The organism is Ruegeria sp. CI1 (assembly GCF_056536925.1).
Map to the genome: position 1 here is coordinate 75955 of NZ_JBQFQP010000013.1, position 20907 is coordinate 96861.

The 20907-nt window shown below is 54.4% G+C and carries 20 protein-coding genes and 1 pseudogene; 13 read left to right on the forward strand and 8 right to left on the reverse strand.

The genetic code is table 11. From position 1 onward, the window contains the following. From tssE to tssA, 6 genes are all read right to left on the reverse strand, one after another. Window positions 1-495 (reverse strand): type VI secretion system baseplate subunit TssE, encoded by a 495-nt coding sequence (gene tssE / locus ACR0LZ_RS15865; RefSeq protein WP_480750806.1) that lies wholly within the window; start codon window positions 493-495, stop codon window positions 1-3. Further along, window positions 488-1303, reverse strand: a complete 816-nt coding sequence (locus tag ACR0LZ_RS15870; RefSeq protein WP_480750807.1) for a type VI secretion system accessory protein TagJ — start codon at window positions 1301-1303, stop codon at window positions 488-490. The genes tssE and ACR0LZ_RS15870 overlap by 8 nt, the downstream gene beginning before the upstream one ends. A gap of 80 nt (window positions 1304-1383) precedes the next feature. After that, window positions 1384-1893: an Hcp family type VI secretion system effector gene (locus ACR0LZ_RS15875; protein WP_480750808.1), complete on the reverse strand. Its 510-nt coding sequence runs from the start codon at window positions 1891-1893 to the stop codon at window positions 1384-1386. 73 nt (window positions 1894-1966) lie between these two features. After that, window positions 1967-3463, reverse strand: a complete 1497-nt coding sequence (gene tssC, locus ACR0LZ_RS15880) for a type VI secretion system contractile sheath large subunit (RefSeq protein ID WP_480750809.1) — start codon at window positions 3461-3463, stop codon at window positions 1967-1969. A 2-nt stretch (window positions 3464-3465) separates the two neighbouring features. Then, window positions 3466-3981 carry a type VI secretion system contractile sheath small subunit gene (tssB, locus tag ACR0LZ_RS15885; protein ID WP_480607686.1) on the reverse strand — a complete coding sequence of 172 codons (516 nt, stop codon included), beginning with the start codon at window positions 3979-3981 and terminating at the stop codon, window positions 3466-3468. A 61-nt stretch (window positions 3982-4042) separates the two neighbouring features. After that, complete coding sequence (gene tssA / locus ACR0LZ_RS15890; protein WP_480750810.1) at window positions 4043-5086, reverse strand: type VI secretion system protein TssA; 1044 nt, start codon at window positions 5084-5086, stop codon at window positions 4043-4045. Between the two features lie 202 nt (window positions 5087-5288). Between tssA and ACR0LZ_RS15895 the strand changes: the two genes are divergently transcribed. Genes ACR0LZ_RS15895 through ACR0LZ_RS15920 form a run of 6 tightly spaced genes read left to right on the forward strand, consistent with a single transcriptional unit; the run spans window position 5289 to window position 9672 of the window. Continuing rightward, window positions 5289-6371, forward strand: coding sequence for a hypothetical protein (locus ACR0LZ_RS15895; RefSeq protein WP_480750811.1), 1083 nt, complete (start codon window positions 5289-5291; stop codon window positions 6369-6371). A 22-nt stretch (window positions 6372-6393) separates the two neighbouring features. Next, the gene (locus ACR0LZ_RS15900; RefSeq protein WP_480750812.1) at window positions 6394-6819 is read left to right on the forward strand and encodes a hypothetical protein; all 426 of its coding nucleotides are present in this window, start codon (window positions 6394-6396) and stop codon (window positions 6817-6819) included. Between the two features lie 2 nt (window positions 6820-6821). Next, window positions 6822-7442, forward strand: a complete 621-nt coding sequence (locus ACR0LZ_RS15905) for a MotA/TolQ/ExbB proton channel family protein (protein ID WP_480750813.1) — start codon at window positions 6822-6824, stop codon at window positions 7440-7442. A 12-nt stretch (window positions 7443-7454) separates the two neighbouring features. Further along, window positions 7455-7886: an ExbD/TolR family protein gene (locus ACR0LZ_RS15910; protein ID WP_480750814.1), complete on the forward strand. Its 432-nt coding sequence runs from the start codon at window positions 7455-7457 to the stop codon at window positions 7884-7886. Beyond that, complete coding sequence (locus ACR0LZ_RS15915) at window positions 7883-8293, forward strand: ExbD/TolR family protein (protein WP_480750815.1); 411 nt, start codon at window positions 7883-7885, stop codon at window positions 8291-8293. Before ACR0LZ_RS15910 ends, ACR0LZ_RS15915 begins: the two co-directional genes overlap by 4 nt. Beyond that, window positions 8290-9672, forward strand: coding sequence for a DUF4384 domain-containing protein (locus ACR0LZ_RS15920; protein WP_480750816.1), 1383 nt, complete (start codon window positions 8290-8292; stop codon window positions 9670-9672). Before ACR0LZ_RS15915 ends, ACR0LZ_RS15920 begins: the two co-directional genes overlap by 4 nt. Here ACR0LZ_RS15920 and ACR0LZ_RS15925 read toward each other — a convergent pair whose 3' ends face one another. Then, the gene (locus ACR0LZ_RS15925; RefSeq protein ID WP_480750863.1) at window positions 9673-10539 is read right to left on the reverse strand and encodes a beta-keto acid cleavage family enzyme; all 867 of its coding nucleotides are present in this window, start codon (window positions 10537-10539) and stop codon (window positions 9673-9675) included. Window positions 10540-10826: 287 nt separating this feature from the next. Between ACR0LZ_RS15925 and katG the strand changes: the two genes are divergently transcribed. Then, window positions 10827-12998, forward strand: a complete 2172-nt coding sequence (katG, locus tag ACR0LZ_RS15930) for a catalase/peroxidase HPI (protein ID WP_480750817.1) — start codon at window positions 10827-10829, stop codon at window positions 12996-12998. A gap of 194 nt (window positions 12999-13192) precedes the next feature. Then, the gene (locus ACR0LZ_RS15935; RefSeq protein ID WP_480750818.1) at window positions 13193-14728 is read left to right on the forward strand and encodes a sulfatase-like hydrolase/transferase; all 1536 of its coding nucleotides are present in this window, start codon (window positions 13193-13195) and stop codon (window positions 14726-14728) included. Here the strand turns inward: ACR0LZ_RS15935 and ACR0LZ_RS15940 are convergent. After that, entirely contained in the window at window positions 14719-16470 is a 1752-nt protein-coding gene (locus ACR0LZ_RS15940; protein ID WP_480750819.1) for a glycosyltransferase family 2 protein, read from the reverse strand. The genes ACR0LZ_RS15935 and ACR0LZ_RS15940 overlap by 10 nt on opposite strands. A 13-nt stretch (window positions 16471-16483) precedes the next feature. Between ACR0LZ_RS15940 and ACR0LZ_RS15945 the strand changes: the two genes are divergently transcribed. The 5 genes and pseudogenes from ACR0LZ_RS15945 to ACR0LZ_RS15965 all read left to right on the forward strand — a co-directional run bounded on the left by ACR0LZ_RS15945 (window position 16484) and on the right by ACR0LZ_RS15965 (window position 20877). Then, the gene (locus tag ACR0LZ_RS15945) at window positions 16484-17536 is read left to right on the forward strand and encodes a glycosyltransferase family 32 protein (protein ID WP_480750820.1); all 1053 of its coding nucleotides are present in this window, start codon (window positions 16484-16486) and stop codon (window positions 17534-17536) included. Further along, window positions 17521-18046: pseudogene (locus ACR0LZ_RS15950) on the forward strand (transposase); the annotation flags it as partial. The gene ACR0LZ_RS15945 and the pseudogene ACR0LZ_RS15950, both read left to right, overlap by 16 nt. 114 nt (window positions 18047-18160) lie before the next feature. Then, complete coding sequence (locus ACR0LZ_RS15955; RefSeq protein WP_480750821.1) at window positions 18161-18898, forward strand: GntR family transcriptional regulator; 738 nt, start codon at window positions 18161-18163, stop codon at window positions 18896-18898. A 9-nt stretch (window positions 18899-18907) separates the two neighbouring features. After that, window positions 18908-19948 (forward strand): ADP-ribosylglycohydrolase family protein, encoded by a 1041-nt coding sequence (locus ACR0LZ_RS15960; protein WP_480750864.1) that lies wholly within the window; start codon window positions 18908-18910, stop codon window positions 19946-19948. Beyond that, window positions 19945-20877, forward strand: a complete 933-nt coding sequence (locus ACR0LZ_RS15965) for a PfkB family carbohydrate kinase (RefSeq protein ID WP_480750822.1) — start codon at window positions 19945-19947, stop codon at window positions 20875-20877. Before ACR0LZ_RS15960 ends, ACR0LZ_RS15965 begins: the two co-directional genes overlap by 4 nt. Window positions 20878-20907 lie beyond the last annotated feature (30 nt).

A 20907-nucleotide genomic window follows, 5' to 3' on the forward strand; every position in this document is an offset into this window, starting at 1 on the left:
CTAGCTCCGCTCGATGGCGACCTCGCCTGTGGTCACGTCGACCTTGCTGCGTAGATACAATTCCAAGGGCATTGGTTGGGCCCACATCACTGCCCGGATGTCGAATTCGACGAACATTTCTCCTGCCCGGGCTTCGGATCGCAACTCCACTGAAACTGTGCCCTTGGCAATCCTGGGTTCAAAGACCTCTATCGCCGACTGGATGTGCTTTTTTATTTCACGGGCTTGCTCCAGCGTCGAAAATCGGCCGGTGGCTTCGCGGACACCAAAGTTCAACACGGATTTTGACGCGTTGGGATAGGTTTTGGGATCTATCAGATCCGAATGATCGCTAGTGTTCAGCAATACAGACAGATCGCGCTGGATAATTTCACGGAGCCGAATGATGTCAATCACACGTGCGTCACGGCTTTCCTTCAGGTTTCCCGGCTCATCGTCGGTCAGCCGATCCAACAGCGATGGTTGAAGTCGCTCGGCAAGGGTCTTGTCAGCCATCGGCGACCGTTTCTTCGCCATCAGCCTCCAGCGTGAGCGCGCGCATATCCAAAAGCGCGATGTCGGAATTATTTGTCGTTAGCTGTCTCTGGCCAAGTCCGACAAACGTATCTGCCCCGGCATCTTCCCACTTCGTGGCTCGACCCAGTTTCAACGCATCGTCGCCGCGCTGATGTGTCTCTGGATAGCGCGTTGGAATCAGTGCGGCTACTTCGCCGCCATTTGCCAATGTCACAACGGCTGCTGTCCAGACTGCATCACGAAGATCAGTCGGTGCTTCGATGTCTATTTGTCTTATCTGCGCAAAAGGTAGCCAGAAATACCGTCCGTTAACAATAGCTTCGAGGACTGGCCCCAATCGCATGTCCGCGTCTGCAATCCAATCAAAATGGTCTCCGTCGACCATACCCTTGGTTGTCGGGGCAGCATCAAAGGCGAGCGCGCGCAGCGATGCAGCCTTATCGGTCTCGCCTTGCGCCAAAAGTTTCTGTGCCTCTATCAGCAAGGCCAGCCATTCCTGGGGTTCGCCAAATATCAGAGGGTCTTTTTCACCGGCGAAAACCTTCTCGCGATAGACCTCACAGATTATCGCTTCACGATAGGTTTTTGCCATCATCGTGGCGCCTTCGTCCATTTCAGCGCTAAGTTTCAACTGGGTGATCGCGCGTTTCCAATCCCCCAGAACGCACAGCAGCTGAAACAGAAATACGCGCAGTTTGGCATCCGCCGGATTGGCGCGAACCTTGTCCTGCAACGCAGCCAGCGTCCCAGCAAGATCACCTGATTTCAGATATTCTTCCGGCGTCATCAAACCAACTCCAACAACCAAATTTCACCGCGATCCGGGTTCGGTTGCCCAAAGACACCCGAACCCTTCTGCGTGCCTGATCAGCTGTAATCGCCGGTTTCGAGGTTCCATTTGAAGGTTTCTTTCTTGTCTTTCAAAATCTTGCCAGACTCGAAATCAGACGGGTAGTAGTCAAAGGCGATTCCGCGATATGCCAATGTCCAGTTTTCCTCTGGAATCTGCTCTTCGCCGCCGCTCACGGAATAGCTGTCGATAATGGCGTGACGCAAAGTCCAAATAAGATAGGGTTCCATACCTTTTGCAACATCGTCACCCGCACGACACATATGAATGACAACTTCGGATGTCACTTTGCCGCTTGCAGTGTACTGTGCGATCTTGGCTGAGGCGACGCTTAGTTCGGTGGTCAAAGTGACTTTGCCGAAATTGGCATTGGCATAACCACGTTGGGTGGTGCCGAGATCGGTCATGTCGAGGGTACGTTCAGCGCTCCATTCAATGGATTTTACCGGAATCCATTTGCCATCCTTGTGTTTCAATTCACGAGCTTCGCCGGGAATGCCGTCAATTTTGATGAATACGTTTTCCATTTTTTATCCTTCCTGAGGAGAGTTAACAGCAGCACGACCGAGCCGCGCTGCGGAAAGGCATGTTCAGCGTCTACTACGCGCCCTTTTCAGACGGGAGTTTCGAGACCAGCCGCAACGAAACTGACAGGCCTTCGAGTTGATAGTGCGGTCTCAGGAAAAACTTGGACGTATAGTAACCGGGGTTTCCTTCGACCTCTTCAACAACAACTTCAGCCGCCGACAAGGGTTTACGCGCTTTCTCAGCTTCGGACGATATCTCAGAGTTGGTATCAACGTATTCGTTGATCCATTCCTGCAGCCAGTCCTGCATATCATTGCGGCTTTTGAACGATCCGACTTTGTCCCGAACCATGCATTTGAGGTAGTGGGCAAATCGGCAAGTCGCGAACAGGTAAGGCAAACGCGCCGCCAGATTCGCGTTCGCGGTCGCGTCCGGATCGTTGTATTCCGCCGGCTTGTGCAAGGATTGCGCACCGATAAAGGCCGCCAGATCCGAGTTCTTGCGATGAATAAGTGGCATCATACCGTTTTTGGCAAGTTCTGCCTCGCGCCGGTCCCCGATGGCTATTTCGGTGGGGCATTTCTGATCCACGCCGCCGTCGTCGGTCGCAAAGGTGTGTGACGGGAGATTTTCCAATGCCCCGCCACTTTCGATGCCGCGAATACGCGAACACCAGCCATATTGCTTGAATGAACGGTTGATGTTCACGGCCATGCCGTAAGCCGCATTCACCCAGCTGTACTTGTTGCTGTCTGCGCCTTCGGTGTCTTCCTCAAAGGCGAACTCCTCGACCGGTTCAGTCTTGGACCCATAGGGCAAACGACCAAGGAATCGTGGCATTGCAAGGCCGATGTATTTGGAATCCTCGCTTTCGCGCAGAGACCGCCAGGCAGCATACTCCGGCGTCTGAAAAATCTTGGTCAGATCGCGCGGGTTGGCAAGTTCGGACCAACTGTCCATCTGGAACAGAGTTGGTTTGGCGCCGGTGATCAACGGCGCGTGTGCTGCCGCTGCGACCTTGGCCATCTCGCCCAGCAATTCAATATCCTGCGGACTGTGGTCAAAGTGATAGTCAGCCACCAACGTTCCATATGGCTCACCACCAAACTGGCCGAATTCCTCTTCGTAGAGCTTCTTGAAGATCGGAGATTGATCCCACGCAGTCCCTTTGAACTTGCGCAGAGTCTTGTGCATGTCCTTCTTGGAGATGTTCATGACCCGAATTTTCAACTGCTCATCAGTCTCGGTGTTGTTGACGAGATAATGCAGCCCGCGCCACGCGCTTTCCATTTGCTGGAAGTCTTCGTGGTGCAGGATCAGGTTAACCTGTTCGGTCAATTTCTTGTCGATCTCCGCGACAATGCTTTCGATAGAACGCAACGCGTCATCCGAAATCAGCGCTGTATTCGCCAGGGCCTGTTCCGCCAGTGTCTTGACAGCAGACTCGACGGCGGTTTTCGCTTGATCGGACTTGGGCCGGAATTCCTTTTGCAGCAACGCTTCAAATTCGGACGATCCGAATGCGGTTTGACCTTCGGCTTGTTGGACTTGGGCTTCTTCTTCGGCCATTTTTATTCCTCCTCGCTCGCTTCACCGCCCGGCTTTGGTTGTGCTGCCAGTGTTTTCAGCAATGCCGGGTCTTGAATGATTTTTGAGATCAAGTCTTCAGCCCCCGTCTTGCCGTCCATATACGTCATCAGGTTCGATAGCTGGGTTCGGGCTTCAAGCAACTCGCGCAGTGGCTCTACCTTGCGGGCAATAGCCGCCGGACTGAAATCGTCCATGGATTCGAACGTGATATCGACAGCCATGTTGCCTTCGCCGGTCAACGTATTTGGAACCGTGAACGCGGCGCGCGGCGCCATCGACTTCATCCTGTCATCAAAGTTGTCGACATCGATTTCCAAAAACTTCCGATCTGCAACCGGAGGCTGCTCAACTTCGGACTTGCCTGCCAGGTCGCTCATTACGCCCATCACAAAGGGCAACTGAACCTTCTTCTGGGCTCCGTAAAGTTCCACATCGTATTCAATTTGAACTCTCGGCGCCCTGTTTCGCGCTATGAATTTTTGCGAACTGTCGGCCATCTGTTGCTCCTCAATCCTTTTTCAGTTCTGTTGTACCGCGTGCGGTGATCGGTGCAGGCAGTTAATAAGAGTCGTAATCGTCTTTGGGTTTGATCCCACCGATCCGACGAACTTCATCCAAACCTTCTTTCGCCATATCTTCGATTATTGTCAAAAAATCGGCATTGACGAGACGTTTGGCCCGTTCCAGCAAAACTGGGATCGGGCTCGAAGGCTCACACCGGGCATAGTAATCCATGATCCGATCCAGCATCATGGTAACATCACGGGCCGAATTAATTGCGCCGCCGCGAACAGCCGGTGCTCCACCCGTCGGCGCAGAAGGCATTTCCACAGGCTGTCCTTCATCCGCAGTTTCCGACGCCGTAGCAGACCCGGAACCACCATGCTGTGACAGCGCTCGCTGTACCTGCTTTACGGAATTAATTAGCGGTTCGAGATCAGGGCCTTCGCCCGGTGTTTGCTCGTTGAAAACCGCATCAATGGCTTGCAAATGTTCCAGCGCCGTTTTGACCGCTTCAGAGTTGGCATTCAGAACATTATCATCTGTGTCCTTGAACGCAGCCGACACCGCATTCATATCCGGTACATTGTCCATGTCGGCGGGTGCGTTAATTGCACCATCAGCAACATCTACATGGCGCAGCGTTAGGCGACCGAACATACGGCTGTCGGTCAGTGGGCACCGCCGCAAGGCGCGGATTACTCGATCTGAAGACGCAAGACCTTGCACGGCATTGATCCGCATGGTCGCGTCACCATCGTCTTCGTCCAGTTCGGGATGACAAGAATCCCAATAGTCTTCAAGAAGGCTGCGGATATATCCCAGAGACGACGCAAAGTCGGGCAAACCGGATGAATGCAGTACAGCTTCAGCCAGAAAGACCGCCGCACGGATCTCGTGGCTTTGCTCCATAACCTCAAGGGCTTTGGTCCGGACGTCGGTCCAATCCTGTTCTTCCGCAGCTACAACCTCGGTACCCATCTGGCGTTCTTCGCCTGGCTGGGCCGCCAGTTCCAAATCCGTGAAGATGGCCTCGTATTCAAGATTTTCGCCACTCGGCGGGTTTGCATCGCGCGGTTCTAGGTAGGCTGCCAGATCCATTCATTCCTCAGGGCTTTTTTCATTTTTTCAATGTTGTCTCATACATAGCGGCACCCCCTAAGGCCCAACCAGCCGAAGAAAACGCCAATACGAAATCAACAAACACGTTTCAAGATCGATATTCCCAGCTCCTGTCTTGACCCACAGTCAGCCTTATTGTCTCTTCAAAGTCAAATTCATATTGCGCGTGAGGCGGTTTCCAATGGGAGTAGAACCGGTTACCGGAGCTGAATTGCGGCAGGTGGTGGGTATTGCCCGAAAGCAACCATTGGCGTTCGCATTCTGCATCGACTCCAAAAACGATGATTGCCTTTTCATTGATCGGCGCAAGCCACCATCGACACTGGGAAAAGAGGCTAAAAAGCAGGGCGGCTCTCCCAAAGTTGCGTTCGGTGTTCTGACTGCGGACGCAAACATGATCACACTCGCGTGCGACATGCCGCTTCCCAATTTAGCCAAAAGAGTTCGCAAATACCTGAAAAACAACAGCGTTTCCGCAAAAGTCACCACGACGGATGCGAGTGGAACCATCCTCGAAGAAGAGAGCGACGTCGGTGAAGTCCAGGCCGGCGCAAAGCATCTTGCCCCAAAGCACGAGGAGACCGTGCCAACGCCTGACACCCGTTCGACGTCTGAACAGTCAGATCAAGCATCTGACAGACCAGCCAGACAAAAAGCATCAAAGCACTTGCGCGACTTGGTTTTGCGCGCCGCCCGCATTGGACCCGAAGCACAGCAACTCGCCGCGACCGAAGCCAAAACAATTTCGGAAAAAATCAAAGCTGGCGACCTGACCTTTGTTTCCCAGTCGATTGTAAATCTGGCTCAGCGTATCGCCGATATGTCGCGTGATATAGATGCCCCTTCTCCGGATGTCACACAACCAGGCCCGAATGCGCTGAACAGGGCACGACAAGACTGGATAGCTGCCCGCAAGGCAACTGCAAAGGATGTGCGCGCCTTGATCGCCGCAATCAATGCTGCGACCAAGGACGAATACCGATTTCGAAATGCTGCTTCTCAAATCGTACGAAAGCTGCAGCCGCTAACGCAGATGGATACAACCCTGGAAACGGTTTTGGGCGAGTTAGCTACGGCCGATTCAGCTGCTAAACGCCGTCGGCTGGCTGTCACCGCAAGAGCACACGCGCAAAAACATCTGAAAGTCGTCAACTCTGAGTTTTTCAAGACAATAGATTCCAACGGGTTTGTCGAAACCAGCATCAGATCGACGGTTACAACTACACTGCGGAAAGTGAACGACGCCCTGAAACACATAACGTGAGCAAGGTAAAGCGGAGGTGAACATGAAGATTTCAAAACTGGCGCTGGCCGCACTCGGTGTTTTTCTTGCCACTATACCTGGCGTCAGCACCGCAGAGGAGAAGCTAACTGTTGAATTGAACAAATTCGAAGCCATCGAAACTGGTGGTTGCCGCGCCTTTTTCCTGTTTCGAAATCACACAGGCAACAGCTATGAGCAATTTGAAATGTCTTTGGCTATTCTCGACGGCAGCGGGGTCATCGACCGCTTACTTTCTGTCGACGCTGCCCCACTACCAATCCAACGGACAGTCCTCAAACTTTTCGAAATTCCCGAGATTGATTGCGGCAATATTTCCGAAGTTTTGCTGCACGATCTGTCAGCTTGCAAACCGCAAAATTCAGAACCGACAGACTGTTTCCCAATTCTGGAACTGAACAGCAAAACCTCTGCAATCTTGGCGAAGTGATCATGGATGGGTTTGAAAACCTTGGTCCCGGAGGGCCAATCATCGCGCTTTTGGCGGTTCTGTCGGTTTTCTCGCTGGCCCTGATTGTCGTTAAGGCGATCCGCTTGTGGCCCGTTACCTCTGGCGGCCCGATGCGTGATGCTGCTTTGGCACATTGGGCGAAAGGCGAGAAGTCTCAGGCGCAACTCCAGGTATCTGCTGGCAAGGCACCCGCTGATCGCGTCTGCGCTTATGCCATGCAAGCCTTGGCCGAAGGATTCAAAGGACCCGCATTGTTGGCAGAACTGACCCGGCGGGGGAACGAGGAGTTCGCTTCCATGAACAGCATGATTCGTGCGCTTGAACTCATCGCGATGATCAGTCCCTTGTTGGGGCTATTGGGGACGGTCACCGGCATGATCCAGTCTTTCCAGGAACTCGAATTGGCGCAGGGATCGGCAAACGCAGCGGTGTTGGCCGGTGGTATCTGGCAAGCGTTGCTGACGACTGCCGCAGGCCTATTGGTCGCCATTCCCGCTGCTGTAGGCGCGACGCTGTTAAACGCGCGCGCAGAACGTGGTGCGCAGGCTATCGAGAACTCGGTTGGTCGATTGATGGTTATCGAAGAACGCGGCGATGACTGAGGATAGGCAACGATGGCAGCCGAGGTGATCCTGAAACGTCCACTGCACCAGAAGGCGCTGATTTCTCTGGTTCCGATGATCGATGTGATGTTGATCTTGTTGGTCTTCTTCATGGTTACGTCGACATATCTGAACCTCGACATGATCCCCGCGCTTTCGCGGACGGACCAGAGTGAAGAGGCATCGCCACCCACCGCAGAACAGGGGGGCACCTTGTTGATCCGACTAGGCGCGGACGGGGTTCCAGTGATCCGTGGTCGTGAACTTGAGTTTACAGAATTGGGCGGAATAATACGAACGCGGACGGCGCAAAATCCCCGTTTGAGCGTCATTGTTCTTCCGACCGGAGGCGCCAATATGCAAGCTCTGGTTTCGCTGATGGACACCCTAACAAGCGCAGGCGCTACCAAGGTAAGGATAATCCGGCTGGAGACCCGATCATGAGGATCACCCGCCCTGCCCCGCGCCCTCAGCCGGAAACGATCATCGCATTGATAGACGTGGTGTTCTTTTTGTTGGTGTTTTTCATGCTCATCGGGCGGATGGATGCAACCGCGCCATTCGACGTATCACCTCCCGAAGCCCGAACCGGCGCGGACATGCCAGCGGGCGGGACGACGATATCTGTAAGCACAACGGGATCGTTGGCTCTGGACGGGGTGGCCTCTGATGCCGAACAAATCTTTGCTTTTTTGAAAAAGGAAATTCGAGAAACACCGGATACTCTCGTGCGCATCAATGCACATAAGGACGTCGAACTACGAAATGTTCTGCCCCTGATCACCAGACTGGAACAGCTTGGAGTGCGTGATCAGGTTTTGGTGGTCACGCCACCGCCGGTCACTCCATGATCGGCGAGCCTGCTATCTGGGGTCTCGGATTGGTGGGGTCAGTCGCCCTGCACGCCGTATGCGGGGGAATTCTGTTATGGTCGTTTGAACCGAAAGTGGTTTACGAACAATCGATGCCGGAGACCAAGATGCATCTGTCAACCTACCAGGTTGAGCGGTCTGACGCAGCCGAGGCCGTCCCTGAAAGGCAAACAGCAGCAACATCGAATACTACCGGTCGGCGCATCGGCCAAGGCACCATTCCGCAAACCCGGGGAAAAAGCCTTGCCCCCGATTTTGCGGCATTACAGCCTGTGCCGAAACGTGGCCAAAAGGCCACTCAAGCCAGTGTCCGGCCTACTGTAGGGCAGTCGGAGATCATCGACGCAACACAAATATCGGCGGCTGTTCCCAAAGCAACGACGCTTGTTGCTGGGGATGCTTCCGACATCGGCGATATGGTTCAAACCCGGCCACCGTCCAGCAACGCGATTTCACTCGATCAGCCTCTGCCGGTATCGGCAAAAATCGAAAAACCACAAACAACCACGCTTTCTACCGCACCGCTTCCGGAAACGGTTATGGTTGCCGCACTGGCATTTTCAGGTAGTGGAGACGTAACCGTTGACCCTGTATCAATCGCGGCGTTCCAAAGTTTTGTCGACCCAAGCAACGCCGGAAGCGCCTCGACCGAGTTGCGTGACGGAATCTCGGGCGTTCTGTCCCGAGTGCCCTGTTCGCGGATACAGGTGCAATTTCACCCTGAAAACAACACATTGGAAGTTGTCGGCCATGTGCCGGAATACAACATGCAAGCACCGATAATAGCTGCCTTGCAAGCCCAGATGGGTCAAAGCATTTCTGTAACCGACAACTTGTTGATCCTGCCACGTCCGCAATGCGGGGCCTTGTCAGGCATAGGTGATGTCGGCCTGCCTCAGTCAACGGATCAGATAATCAATCCGCTGATTGTTGGCGCAGATGCCCACGCCCGAGAATTTAACTATTCCGAAGGTCAGCAACTGGTTCTTGATCTGACTGCGCCGGACTACGACGCCTATGTTTATGTCGATTATTATGATGCTGATGGAATGGTCATTCATCTCAGCCCAAACGAAAACGTTGATTTAGTCAAAACTCCGGCGAAATCGGTCCTGAAGATCGGGGCGGAAAAACTCGGAGATCCAGGATTGTTTATCACCATAGGACCACCGTTCGGACAGGAGATCGCGGCGGCATTCGCCACGTCCGAACCACTTTATGATGGCATTCGACCTTTAGGCGAACCCGCCGAAGACTATCTGGAATGGCTGAAGGAGCGAGTTTCCGCTCTTCGGGCGGAGAATTCGGACTTCAAGGGAGAGTGGGTGTACTTCTTTATTGCCACGTCGCCAAATTGATTAAACTGCCTTGATACCAATAAGTTTTCGCGCCTCTTGCGTCGACGCTATTTCGCGACCGGCCTCTCGGGCCAAACGTGCGAGTTCTTCGATTAGTGCTCCGTTTGATGCGGCCTTGTCTCCGGAAGGCAAATAAAAAGTGTCTTCGAGACCGGTGCGTAAATGCCCGCCAAGCTCTGCGGCTTTACGGTGCAAAGGCCAGATTTCGGAGCGACCGATCGCGGTTACTTGCCATCTGGAATTGTTAGGAGCCAAATCTGCAAGGATCGGCAGAAGATCTACCCGTGCAGGTTGTCCCGACGCGACACCCATAACAAAGTTCAGGTGAGCAGTGCCCGAAAACATTCCGGCCTGGCGGTACATTCCCACGCTACGAACAATTCCGGTATCAAAGCACTCGAACTCCGGGATCGCTTCGGCAGCTTGGATCGCAGTCAGAAAATCCTGAACTTTCTGGACCGGATTGTCGAACAGCATTGGTGGCCAAGCCCAAGACCCATCTTTTCGGGCCTTCAGATAGTTCAGCGACCCTGCATTGCAGGCGGCAATTTCCGGTTTGGTCGCCTTGATGACGTCCAAGACCCCCCGATAGTCGCAACCCACAACTCCAGTGGTATGATTGATGATGATGCTTGGGCAGGAATCTCTGATAGCTGCCTGAATCTCTCGCGAAAGATCAATGTCCCAGCTTGGAAGATGACCTTTGCCTTCACCCTGTTGCCGTAAGTGGATGTGAACAATGGCGGCTCCGGCCTCGTAGGCTCTGCGAGCTTCTTCTGCCATTTCTTGCGGAGTGACCGGTACGTTGTGCTGCAGAGGATCAGTCAGCACACCGTTCAGAGCACAGCAGATTATTGCTTTTTCCATATTCACACTTACCGCTAGTCTTTTGAATTGGCCGCATGACGAACCCGAAACACCGACTTTTTGGTATCCTGAATGCGAACCGTCAAGGTCGCGATGTCGCGAGCAGATATCCACCCAATACCCAATTCTGGATGTTCATTACTCTCCAATGATCCATCATAACTTTTTATTATCGCAACGATTGATAAATGCAACTTATGTTGATGGTATTCGTCTGCTAGCCTTTTCTATGAAACGCGCGGCCCAACATGGGCCGAAAAACCAACACATATTCGATGGAGAGAATTATGGACGGAAACGACATAGGCAAATGTCCAGTCATACATGGCAATACCGCGCTTGGCACGCGCTCGAACCGTGACTGGTGGCCAAACCAGCTGAACCTGAAAATCCTGCACCAGAATTCCTCCCGTTCCGATCCGATGGGAGAGGCATTCAGCTATGCTGAAGAGTTCAACTCGTTGGATTTCAAAGCACTCAAACAAGACCTTTACGACCTCATGACTGACAGTCAGGATTGGTGGCCAGCGGACTATGGTCACTATGGCGGGCTTTTCATTCGGATGGCCTGGCACAGTGCCGGGACCTATCGCACTGGCGACGGACGCGGCGGCGGCGGCACAGGTCAACAACGGTTTGCTCCTCTGAACAGTTGGCCTGACAACGGAAACCTCGATAAGGCGCGACGGCTGCTGTGGCCGATCAAGCGGAAGTACGGCAACAAAATCTCTTGGGCAGACCTGATGATCTTGGCCGGAAACTGCGCCATTGAATCGATGGGCGGCAAAACATTCGGCTTTGGCGGCGGCAGGCCGGATGTCTGGGAACCCGAAGAAGACGTCTATTGGGGCACTGAATCCGAATGGCTGGGTGAAAAGCGCTATTCCGGAGATCGGGAGCTGGAAAATCCGCTGGCTGCCGTGCAGATGGGCCTGATCTATGTGAATCCGGAAGGACCCGATGGCGAGCCCAATATTCTGGCCTCAGGCCGCGACATCCGCGAAACATTCGGTCGAATGGGGATGGATGACGAAGAAACCGTGGCCCTGGTGGCCGGTGGCCATACATTCGGGAAAGCCCATGGTGCAGGAGATCCGGCGCTTGTTGGCCCCGAGCCTGAAGGCGCGCCAATCGAAACCATGGGTCTGGGCTGGATCAATGCATATGGGACCGGCAAAGGGGATGACACCACCACCAGTGGCATCGAAGGTGCCTGGACGGCAAATCCGACGAAGTGGGACAACGGCTATTTCGATCTGTTGTTTGGCTATGACTGGAACCTGACCAAATCACCGGCAGGAGCATGGATTTGGGAACCGGTTGGCGTGACCGACGAAGATATGGCCCCGCAGGCACATGATCCGTCGAAAAAAGTCAAAACCATGATGACTACGGCCGACATGGCGATGCGTATGGATCCGATCTACGGCCCAATCTCGCGCCGCTTCCACGCCAACCCGGAAGAGTTTGCCGAAGCGTTCGCACGCGCGTGGTTCAAGCTTACTCACCGCGACATGGGGCCAAAATCGCGCTATTTGGGCGAAGAAGTTCCTGCTGAAGATCTGATCTGGCAAGATCCGATCCCGCCATCGGAAACCAAACTGTCTGATGCCGATGTTGTTTCGCTCAAGGCAAAGATCCTCGAATCCAGCCTGTCCGTGTCCGACCTGGTCAAAACCGCCTGGGCTTCGGCTTCGACGTATCGCGGTTCAGACCACCGCGGCGGCGCCAACGGTGCACGCATACGGCTGGAACCGATGAACCGCTGGGAAGCCAACGATCCGGAACAGCTTGGGCGTGTGTTGCAAGTGTTGGAGGGCATCCGCAATGAATTTCCGCGGCCCGTCTCGATGGCGGACCTGATTGTACTGGGCGGTTCTGCTGCAATCGAAAAGGCAGCAAAAGACGCGGGGCACGATGCAACCGTTACGGTCACACTGGGCCGGGGCGATGCAACGCAAGATCAGACTGACCCCGAAGGCATGGCTGTTCTGGAGCCAATTGCCGATGGCTTCCGCAACTACCAGAAAGCCGAATACTCGATCTCGCCCGAAGAGTTGTTGATCGACAAGGCTCAGTTGCTGGGTCTCTCCGCGCCCGAGATGACAGCTTTGATCGGTGGCTTGCGGGTGCTTGGCGCGAACCAGGGCGGGGCGACCCATGGTATGCTGACCGAGCGTCCCGGCAAGTTGACCAACGACTTTTTCGTCAATTTGTTGGACATGGGAACCGAATGGACACCGGCGTCGGGTTCATCGAACATTTTCGAGGGTCGCGACCGGGCAACCGGGACCGTCAGGTGGACCGGGACTCGGGTCGATCTGGTTTTCGGTTCCAACTCGCAACTTCGGGCAATAGCCGAAATCTATGGGCAGGACGATGGTCAGGCCCGGCTTGTGACCGATTTCATCTCGGCCTGGACTAAAGTGATGGATGCGGACCGCTTCGATCTGAAATGACAATTCCAAGCCCGTGACCCAAGAGGCGCGGCGGTCAACCGCCGCGCCCTTTTTCCATTACTACTGACGCCGCGGATGCAGCATAAACGAATGGTTCGAGCCCCCAGGTTCGGACGTTGTTAGTCCGTTTTGATCTGGACGCATTTCGCCGACCTACCTATCACTTGATTTCGCGATTTCCTCGGAGAAGCCTGATGTCCGCGACGCGTAACGTTCTGTTCATCATCATTGACCAACTGCGAGCGGATTGTTTGAACGGAGAGTTGGCCCAGCACGTCGACCTCCCGAACCTTCGCGCACTCATGCAGGACGCGGTGAGTTTCGATCGACATTTCTCGGTCACCAACCCCTGTGGGCCATCGCGCGCATCCATCCTGACCGGTCAATACGCGATGAACCACCGATCAGTGCGAAACGGCACGCCATTGCGCCATGACATACCCAATCTGGCAACTGAGATGCGCAAAGCAGGACTGCTGCCAATGCTTTTCGGGTATACCGACACCTCTTCAGATCCACGTGTCCACCACCCCAACGACCCGGCGATGAAGACCTATGAATACCCAATGACTGGTTTTCACGAGATGACCGAGATGCGGCTTGAAATGTCGTATCCATGGCAATCGCATTTGATCCAGCAGGGGTACGAATTCGAAAAATACTGGGATGTATACAAGCCGATTGCGCCAGATGGCGGCAAACCACGCCTGAATGACCCCGCTCTCTACTCAGCTGAAGATAGTGATACTGCGTTCCTGACGAATTCTTTCCTTGGCAAAATCACAGCGCATCACGGCAAAAGCTGGTTCGCCCATCTAACTTATATCCGTCCTCACCCACCACTAGTCGCTCCCTGCCCCTACAACCGTATGTACAATCCGCAGTCTTTGCCTTTGCCTAAAAGGTTGACATCTGTCGAACAGGAATGCGCGGTTCACCCGTTCTTTGCTCCGCTCATAAAAACCAGTTCTATCGAGACATTTGTCGAAGGGTTCCCCGGGCTGGAAGCAACGGACGAAAATATCCAGACGCTGAGGTCGATCTATCTTGGTCTGGCAACCGAGGTCGATCACCATATCGGCCGGGCAATTCAGCATCTCAAGGATAGCGGTCAGTATGATAACACACTTCTGGTCGTAACGGCGGACCACGGCGAAATGTTGGGTGATCACCATTCATGGGGAAAGATGACTGTTTATGACGCTGCGTATCAGACACCACTCATCATCCGAATGCCGGGAAACAAAGCCCGAGCTGGCAAGGTTGTTTCCGCACCAACCGAGACCATCGACATAACGCCGACCATTCTCGATTGGATCGGTTGCGACATTCCCAATTCGATGGATGGGCGCTCTCTAATTCCGCTGATGAACGGCGATGTGCCAGATGACTGGCGTACCTACACGTTCAGCGAACTGGATTTTTCCCAACCTTCAAAGCCGACAGAATGGGAAAAAGCGCTGGGGACCAATCCATCGAATTCCTGCCTTGGTATCTTGCGAGACAATAGATTCACGCTTGTGGAATTCGCCGCCGACCTGCCGCCAATTTTGTTTGACCACTGCGGAAAAGGCGAATTCGAGAATGTGGCCGGCAAACCCGAGTACGCGAACGACCTTTCCCGCCTGACCCGGCAAATGTTGCGGCACAGGATGCAGAACATGGATCACACATTATCACTGAACACAATTTCGGCCATGGGACCGCAATCGAGACGCCGCTATATCTGAGGTTCCCTGTCGAATTGTAGCGAACCGCTTTCGGCCCTGTCCATCGATTCCGTTAGCCCAAGATCGGCCAAGACAGGGCCGTATTCTTGTCGTGATAGGTCACGTGCTTGCTCACCTGCATATGGAATGATCACGCGGCCCACACAGCTTAGCGATGCCGTACGCAAAAGTTCGGACGGCAAATGGTCGGGTGCCGCGAGGCGAAGAACATCAGGCCTGAAATCTGTAAGATATGCGGCAAGGCCCGAAGCCTGCCCTTGCCGGTCAGCCTCAAAGGACAAAAACCCATCGCTGAATTTGAGGCGCGACGAATTCTCCAACCCGTTGCGCCGCGCGATTTCTCTGGCCGCCCTGACAAGGCCTGACCGGCAGTCCTGCGCCATTATAATCAGTTTCGGAAGATCACGACTGGCTTTTAGGGGAACAAAACCCACACCGCTCCCGATTTCGAGGAGCCGCGCGCAACCATCGAGGTAACCCCCGATATTTCTGGCGTTCCGCCGATCGAACCTGCCCGCAACAATGGAGTTGAGAGCCTCGGATGAGAATAGCCCCGGATCGGCTGGCAATTCGATGTCATGGTTCAAAAACCACTGAGTTGATGCAGCTGTGGAAAGACGCGCATCTTGTCCCACGTAGGGCGATGCGACCGTTTGGAAATCTGTATTTGCTTCTCTGGGTTTTTCAAATTTTTCAGTCGCCGTTCTTTCCACGCGGCTCATCATCGCCGCTATCTTGGCCGGGTCGCGAGGCTGCGGCGGTTTGGCCACCACCTTGGCAATCGGTGTCTTACCCGCCTCAATCAATTCGTTTTTCAGGCCTTGGTATTCGGGCGTCTGTTTATACGCATCGAGCCGCGTCTCAATTCGATCCAACGCCGCCTCGTGCAACGCTCGAAGCACGGGATCCATGAGGAGAGCCTGCATGATCTCCCGCCCGAGAGGTGCATGGCGCAGAATGGAGCGATCCTCGACTTCATTGCGATCCTGTAAGGCCCAATAGTCGGAATTGTACTTGTCTTTTTTGTTGTTGACGTTGCCTCGAAATTTTCGAACGGCATATGCATCCACAGACTTGACAGCGTAGTGGTTCATTTGTGCCCATTCATAGCCGAGCGTGCGTCGGATGGAGCGCCAACCTCGAAATTTGAAATAGTCTTCCATCGGAAGACCAGAACCGTTCAGCCACTTCACCGACTCTGGGAAACCAGTTTCAAGATGCTTGTTCTTGATCGAAGGTCGATGAATACCAAGTTTCCAATACTCTGGATCGAACTTGAACAAGGTTTTGACCCCCCAACCCTTATTCCAAAGGGGCGGTGCCGCACGCAGGTATTGTTCTGTCACCGGCTTGCGCGACCAATCAACCACACCACCTGAGCCGAATATTCGCCAGGTGATCACAATGCCATTCGCTCCTTTTTCCACGGCGTCGGAAATCAATCCGTCAAGATTTCCGGATGGATGGTTGATGCACAAGAACTCATCAGCATCGAAAACCAGCAACCAATCTGCGGCCTGAACCAAGGGCTCGGCCTGCGCATGTTTCAGCGCAGATGGCTGCGGCTTGACACCATCAGGAATGACGTTGTGCCGGTGATAGCCCAGACCAAGCTCCTCCAGACGCTGAAGCATTTCCACCGTTCCGTCAGAGCAATCATTGGTATAGACGAGAATATCAGTGAACCCGACTGCCAGGTGATGCGCATACCACTCCAACAAATACGGCGCTTCGTCTTTCATCATAGATACTGCCATGATGGTGCCGTTGGGGCTTTTGCGTTTTCGCAGCTTTTCAAGAATGCCGTGTTGGGCGGGCATGTTTCGTCCTGTGTTGCCTGTGGTCGGTCGTCAGGTCCCGATATACGTGCAGAAAGAACAGACTACCATTGTTGGACACAATTTGACTGCTGAGATGCAATTCGCCTTTGCATCCTCAAGCCAAATAAAGGACAACACACATAAAATACCGGCAAATTCTATCGAGGAAGCAGACTTGTCCGAAACTCGCCGCCCCGTTGCCTCTCTGTGGATCGGAGAGAGCCTTCACTATCTCAATCAGTTATGCCTGAAATCACACTTGCGTCACGGCCATCCGGTGACTCTGTATTGCACCGAAGACGTAGTCAATGCACCCGAAGGTGTCGAGATCAGGTCCGCTTCCGAGATTATGGATATCGATATGTCGGTGGTCGAAGCGACGTCCGCGTCATTTCTTTCGAACGTCTTCCGCTACAAGATGATCAAAAAGACAGGCGCCATCTGGATCGACTGCGACGCTTACTGCCACAAACCTTTTCCGGACGAATGGGAGTGGATCTTTGCCGGTCATGGGATGCGCGGTGCGCTGAACTGCGGGGTTGTAGGATTGCCGCAAGAGTGCGAGTTGATCGACCAACTTTTGGACTATTACGAGAACTTGCCAGATTATCCTGCTTGGTGGGGACAGAGCCAGCGCAAGAAGATGGACCGGCAAAAGGGTCAAGATCCCTTGGTTGTTCGCATTTACAAAACCGAACGCACGGCATTTGGTCCACAGGCATTTACGCATTACGCAAAACAAACCGGCGACTTTGATCGGGCAATGACGCCAGATGTGTTGTATCCTGTGCCGTTTCAACTGAACGATATCTTCTACGATCCGCATGGTAGAGTCGAAGGGTGGTTCACGGAAGATACCGTTTCCGTTCATCTTTACACAAATGGCACCAAACCCTGGTGGCGCAAACACGCGCCACTCAAGAACTCTTACGCCTGGCGCATGTGCCGCGAGGTCGGGATCGATCCGAAACAAACTCTAGGTGGGTGAGGAGGTCACGTCAGCGCCAGAAATTGTCCAATCATCTAGGAGTAGCTCAGACATCGCCGTTTCAGCATGTGAACTCTAGCCGCGACGGCGACAACCCAGTACTACCTGATCTGCTCAGCCTGATCCCTCCGAATGAGCCGATCGGCACAGTGACTGCTGATGGCGCCTGCGACACACGCCGATGCCACAACGCCATCATCGAGCGCGACGCTGTTCGAATCTTTCCGATCCGCAAGAACGGGCGCTTGCTTAAGGAAGACTGTCCTGCGGCAATTGCCAGAAACAAAAAACCTGCGCGCAACGCGACATTACGGCCGGGCATTCTGGAAGCGCTGGACCGGATACCATGTCCGCAGCAGGATCGAGGCGAGGATGCGCCGCCTGAAGGCCTTCGGCGAGCGCATCGCGGCAAGAGACCCAAACCGCCAGACCGCAGAAATCCGCATCCGCATCGCCCTCATGAACCGCTTCAACGCCCTCAGAATCGCCGAGATCAAACGCGTGGCATGACGTCGGCGGGGTACGGGTCTTCACACCTCAAACGCGAGTTACGCAACAACGCCAGTCAGAGGACTGCACGACTTTTTGTTGACCAGCACAAAAGAGCCACGCTAGGGTACAGGTATGAACAGGTTTGAACATGATGACACAGGGATATCTCTGATCGGCGCATCCAAGTCGGTCAAGATTGCCCATCGTCTGGAAACGGATATCAGATCTGGTGCGCTCAGTCGGGGTGATCCGCTGGCCAGCGAAAGCGCACTTGTGAAGAGATTTTCGGTCAGTCGGAATACGATTCGCAAGAGCCTGGAAATTCTCAGCAATAAAGGCCTGATCACCACCAAGAGCGGTATCGGGTCCTTCGTTACCTTCGGCGGCAAGACAATTGATGATCGTTCCGGGTGGAGCGTTGCTCTTGCGTCGGGAGATATTCACCTGGAAACTCGCGTTCTGGTACTGGACCGTGGATCCATGGACATCCCCGATGCGCCCGTCGAAGCGGGTTCGGATTTTCTGGTCGTCGACCGATTGAGGTACCAGGTCCATACAAGACAGGGCGTGTCGCTGGAGCGCAGCCGGATTCCATGGCGGGACAGTTTCTCGCATGTTTTGGATACCGGGCTTAAGAAGGGGTCGTTGACTGAATTGCTTAGATCCAAAGGACTAGTGGTTGCGGGCGGGGACGAATGGGCCGGAGTATTGCCCGCACTTTCCGATATGGATGCCCGAGTCATGGGGCGTAATCCAGGTGAGCCAATGCTGCACTTACGCCGACTGACACGAGCCGCAGACGGGTCGATCATTGAATTTGTCGAAAGCATATTGGACCCAGTGATGTTCGGTCTGCACATGGAGTTCTAGTTGACAACAATGCCGGTAAGCTCTGACATTCAGTACGATCGCGCTTGTGGGGCTTTGGCCGGGATGGCGATTGGTGACGCGATGGGCATGCCGTCTCAGACACTGAGCCGTGCGGATATTCTTCGTCACTACGGTGTGATCTCAACTTTTATTGCTCCGTTCCCGGATCACCCGGTCTCGCACGGGCTCAAAGCAGCGCAGGTTACAGACGACACCGAACAGGCGTTGTTGCTGGCACTCAGACTGATTGAGGATGGTGGTCAACTAGACGAACACCGTTGGGCCAACGACCTCCTCGCATGGGAAGCCGATGTTCGCAAACGAGGGTTGCGCGATTTGCTGGGGCCGTCGTCCAAGGCTGCACTCGACGCAATCATTTCAGGCGCCTCTGCTGACGAGACCGGGCGCAATGGGACCACCAATGGCGCGTCGATGCGCATTGCACCAGTCGGTATTGCAACACGTATTGCACCTGAAGCCACCTTTCTGGATCGTGTCGAACTTGCCTGCCGAATGACCCATAACACTGGCGAAGCAATTGCCGCCGCTGCGGCCGTTGCAACAGTCATCAGTTGCGGCATCGACGGGATGTCATTTGACCAGGCCATAGCGCCGGCGTTACGCGCCGCCGAAGCGGGTCAAAGGCGCGGATATGCAGTTGGTGAAAACGCCATGGCCGAAAAGATCGCTTTGGCACTGGAAGCAGCAAAGGATGGACTTTCGTCCGAGGCCTTCGCCGAGCGTATTGGAACGTCCGTTGCCTCACACGAATCTGTGGCGGCAGCATTCGGTGTGGTTTTGCTAGCAAATTGTGACCCATGGGAAACTGCGAAAATTGCCGCGAATATCGGAGATGACACCGATACGATCGGTGCGATTGCCGGGGCAATGGCAGGTGCCTGTGTCGGGCAAAGCAGGATCACGCAATTCGCCATCGAAACGGTATTTGCGGCAAACGACTTGCCGCTGGAACAAATTGCGCGAGATTTGTTGTCGCTGCGTGCCAATTGCGATGGCTCGGCGTTCGAAAATGCGGAGATGGTCCAATGACAAACCGGCTATTGCAAATGTCAGGTGTTGTCGCCGATCTTCTCTACGAGATCGATCATGTCCCTGCCGCAGGCGAAGAGGCGATCGTACGCGGCTTTTCGATCAAACCCGGCGGTGGCTTCAATGCCATGGTTGCCGCAAAGCGCACGGGCATGATGGTGTGTTATGGCGGAACGATCGGGTCGGGACCTTTTGCGCAGTTAGTCCGCGAAGGGCTGAACGCCGAAGGCATTCCGTTCTTGCGCAGCCAGGATCTGACGAGGGATCAAGGCTGTTGCAGCGTCCTGATCGACAGTGAGGGCGAACGCACCTTTGTCGCAAGCGATGGGGCCGAGGGGCACGTGACCACCGAGGACCTGGAACAGATTGGATTTGCCGAGTACGGGTGGACGTTGCTATCGGGCTACGCCCTTCATTATGCGGGTTCGCGTGCGGCCCTGCATCATTGGCTTCTGACGGAAGCCATTATTCCAAACCTGGTGTTTGATCCGTCCCCGGTCGTGGCGTCGATCCCACGCGAAATTCGCGACGCGGCTTTGGACCGGGCGTATTGGGTCAGCACAAATGCCCGCGAGGCCGCGATTCTGACCGGCTTGTGTGATCCGACCGAAGCCGCCCTTTCCATTGCGAAATCACGCCCGGCAGACGGCGGTTGCGTGGTGCGAAACGGATCCGAAGGGTGCCTTATCGCCACCGGTGACACCGTGGAACATGTCCCGCCCTACCGCGTCCGGGTTGTCGACACAAATGGTGCTGGAGACGCCCATATAGGCAGCTTCATCGCCCGCTTGTCTCTTGGCGACACGCCCTCACAAGCCGCCAGATATGCGAATGTGGCGGCGGCTATTTCAGCGACACAAAAAGGCCCGGCAACAACACCCAGCAGTGTGGTGGTTGCCGAGGCGCTTAATAAAAAAGAGGCCTGTTGATCGAGAGAATTCTCAATTGCGAATGACTGG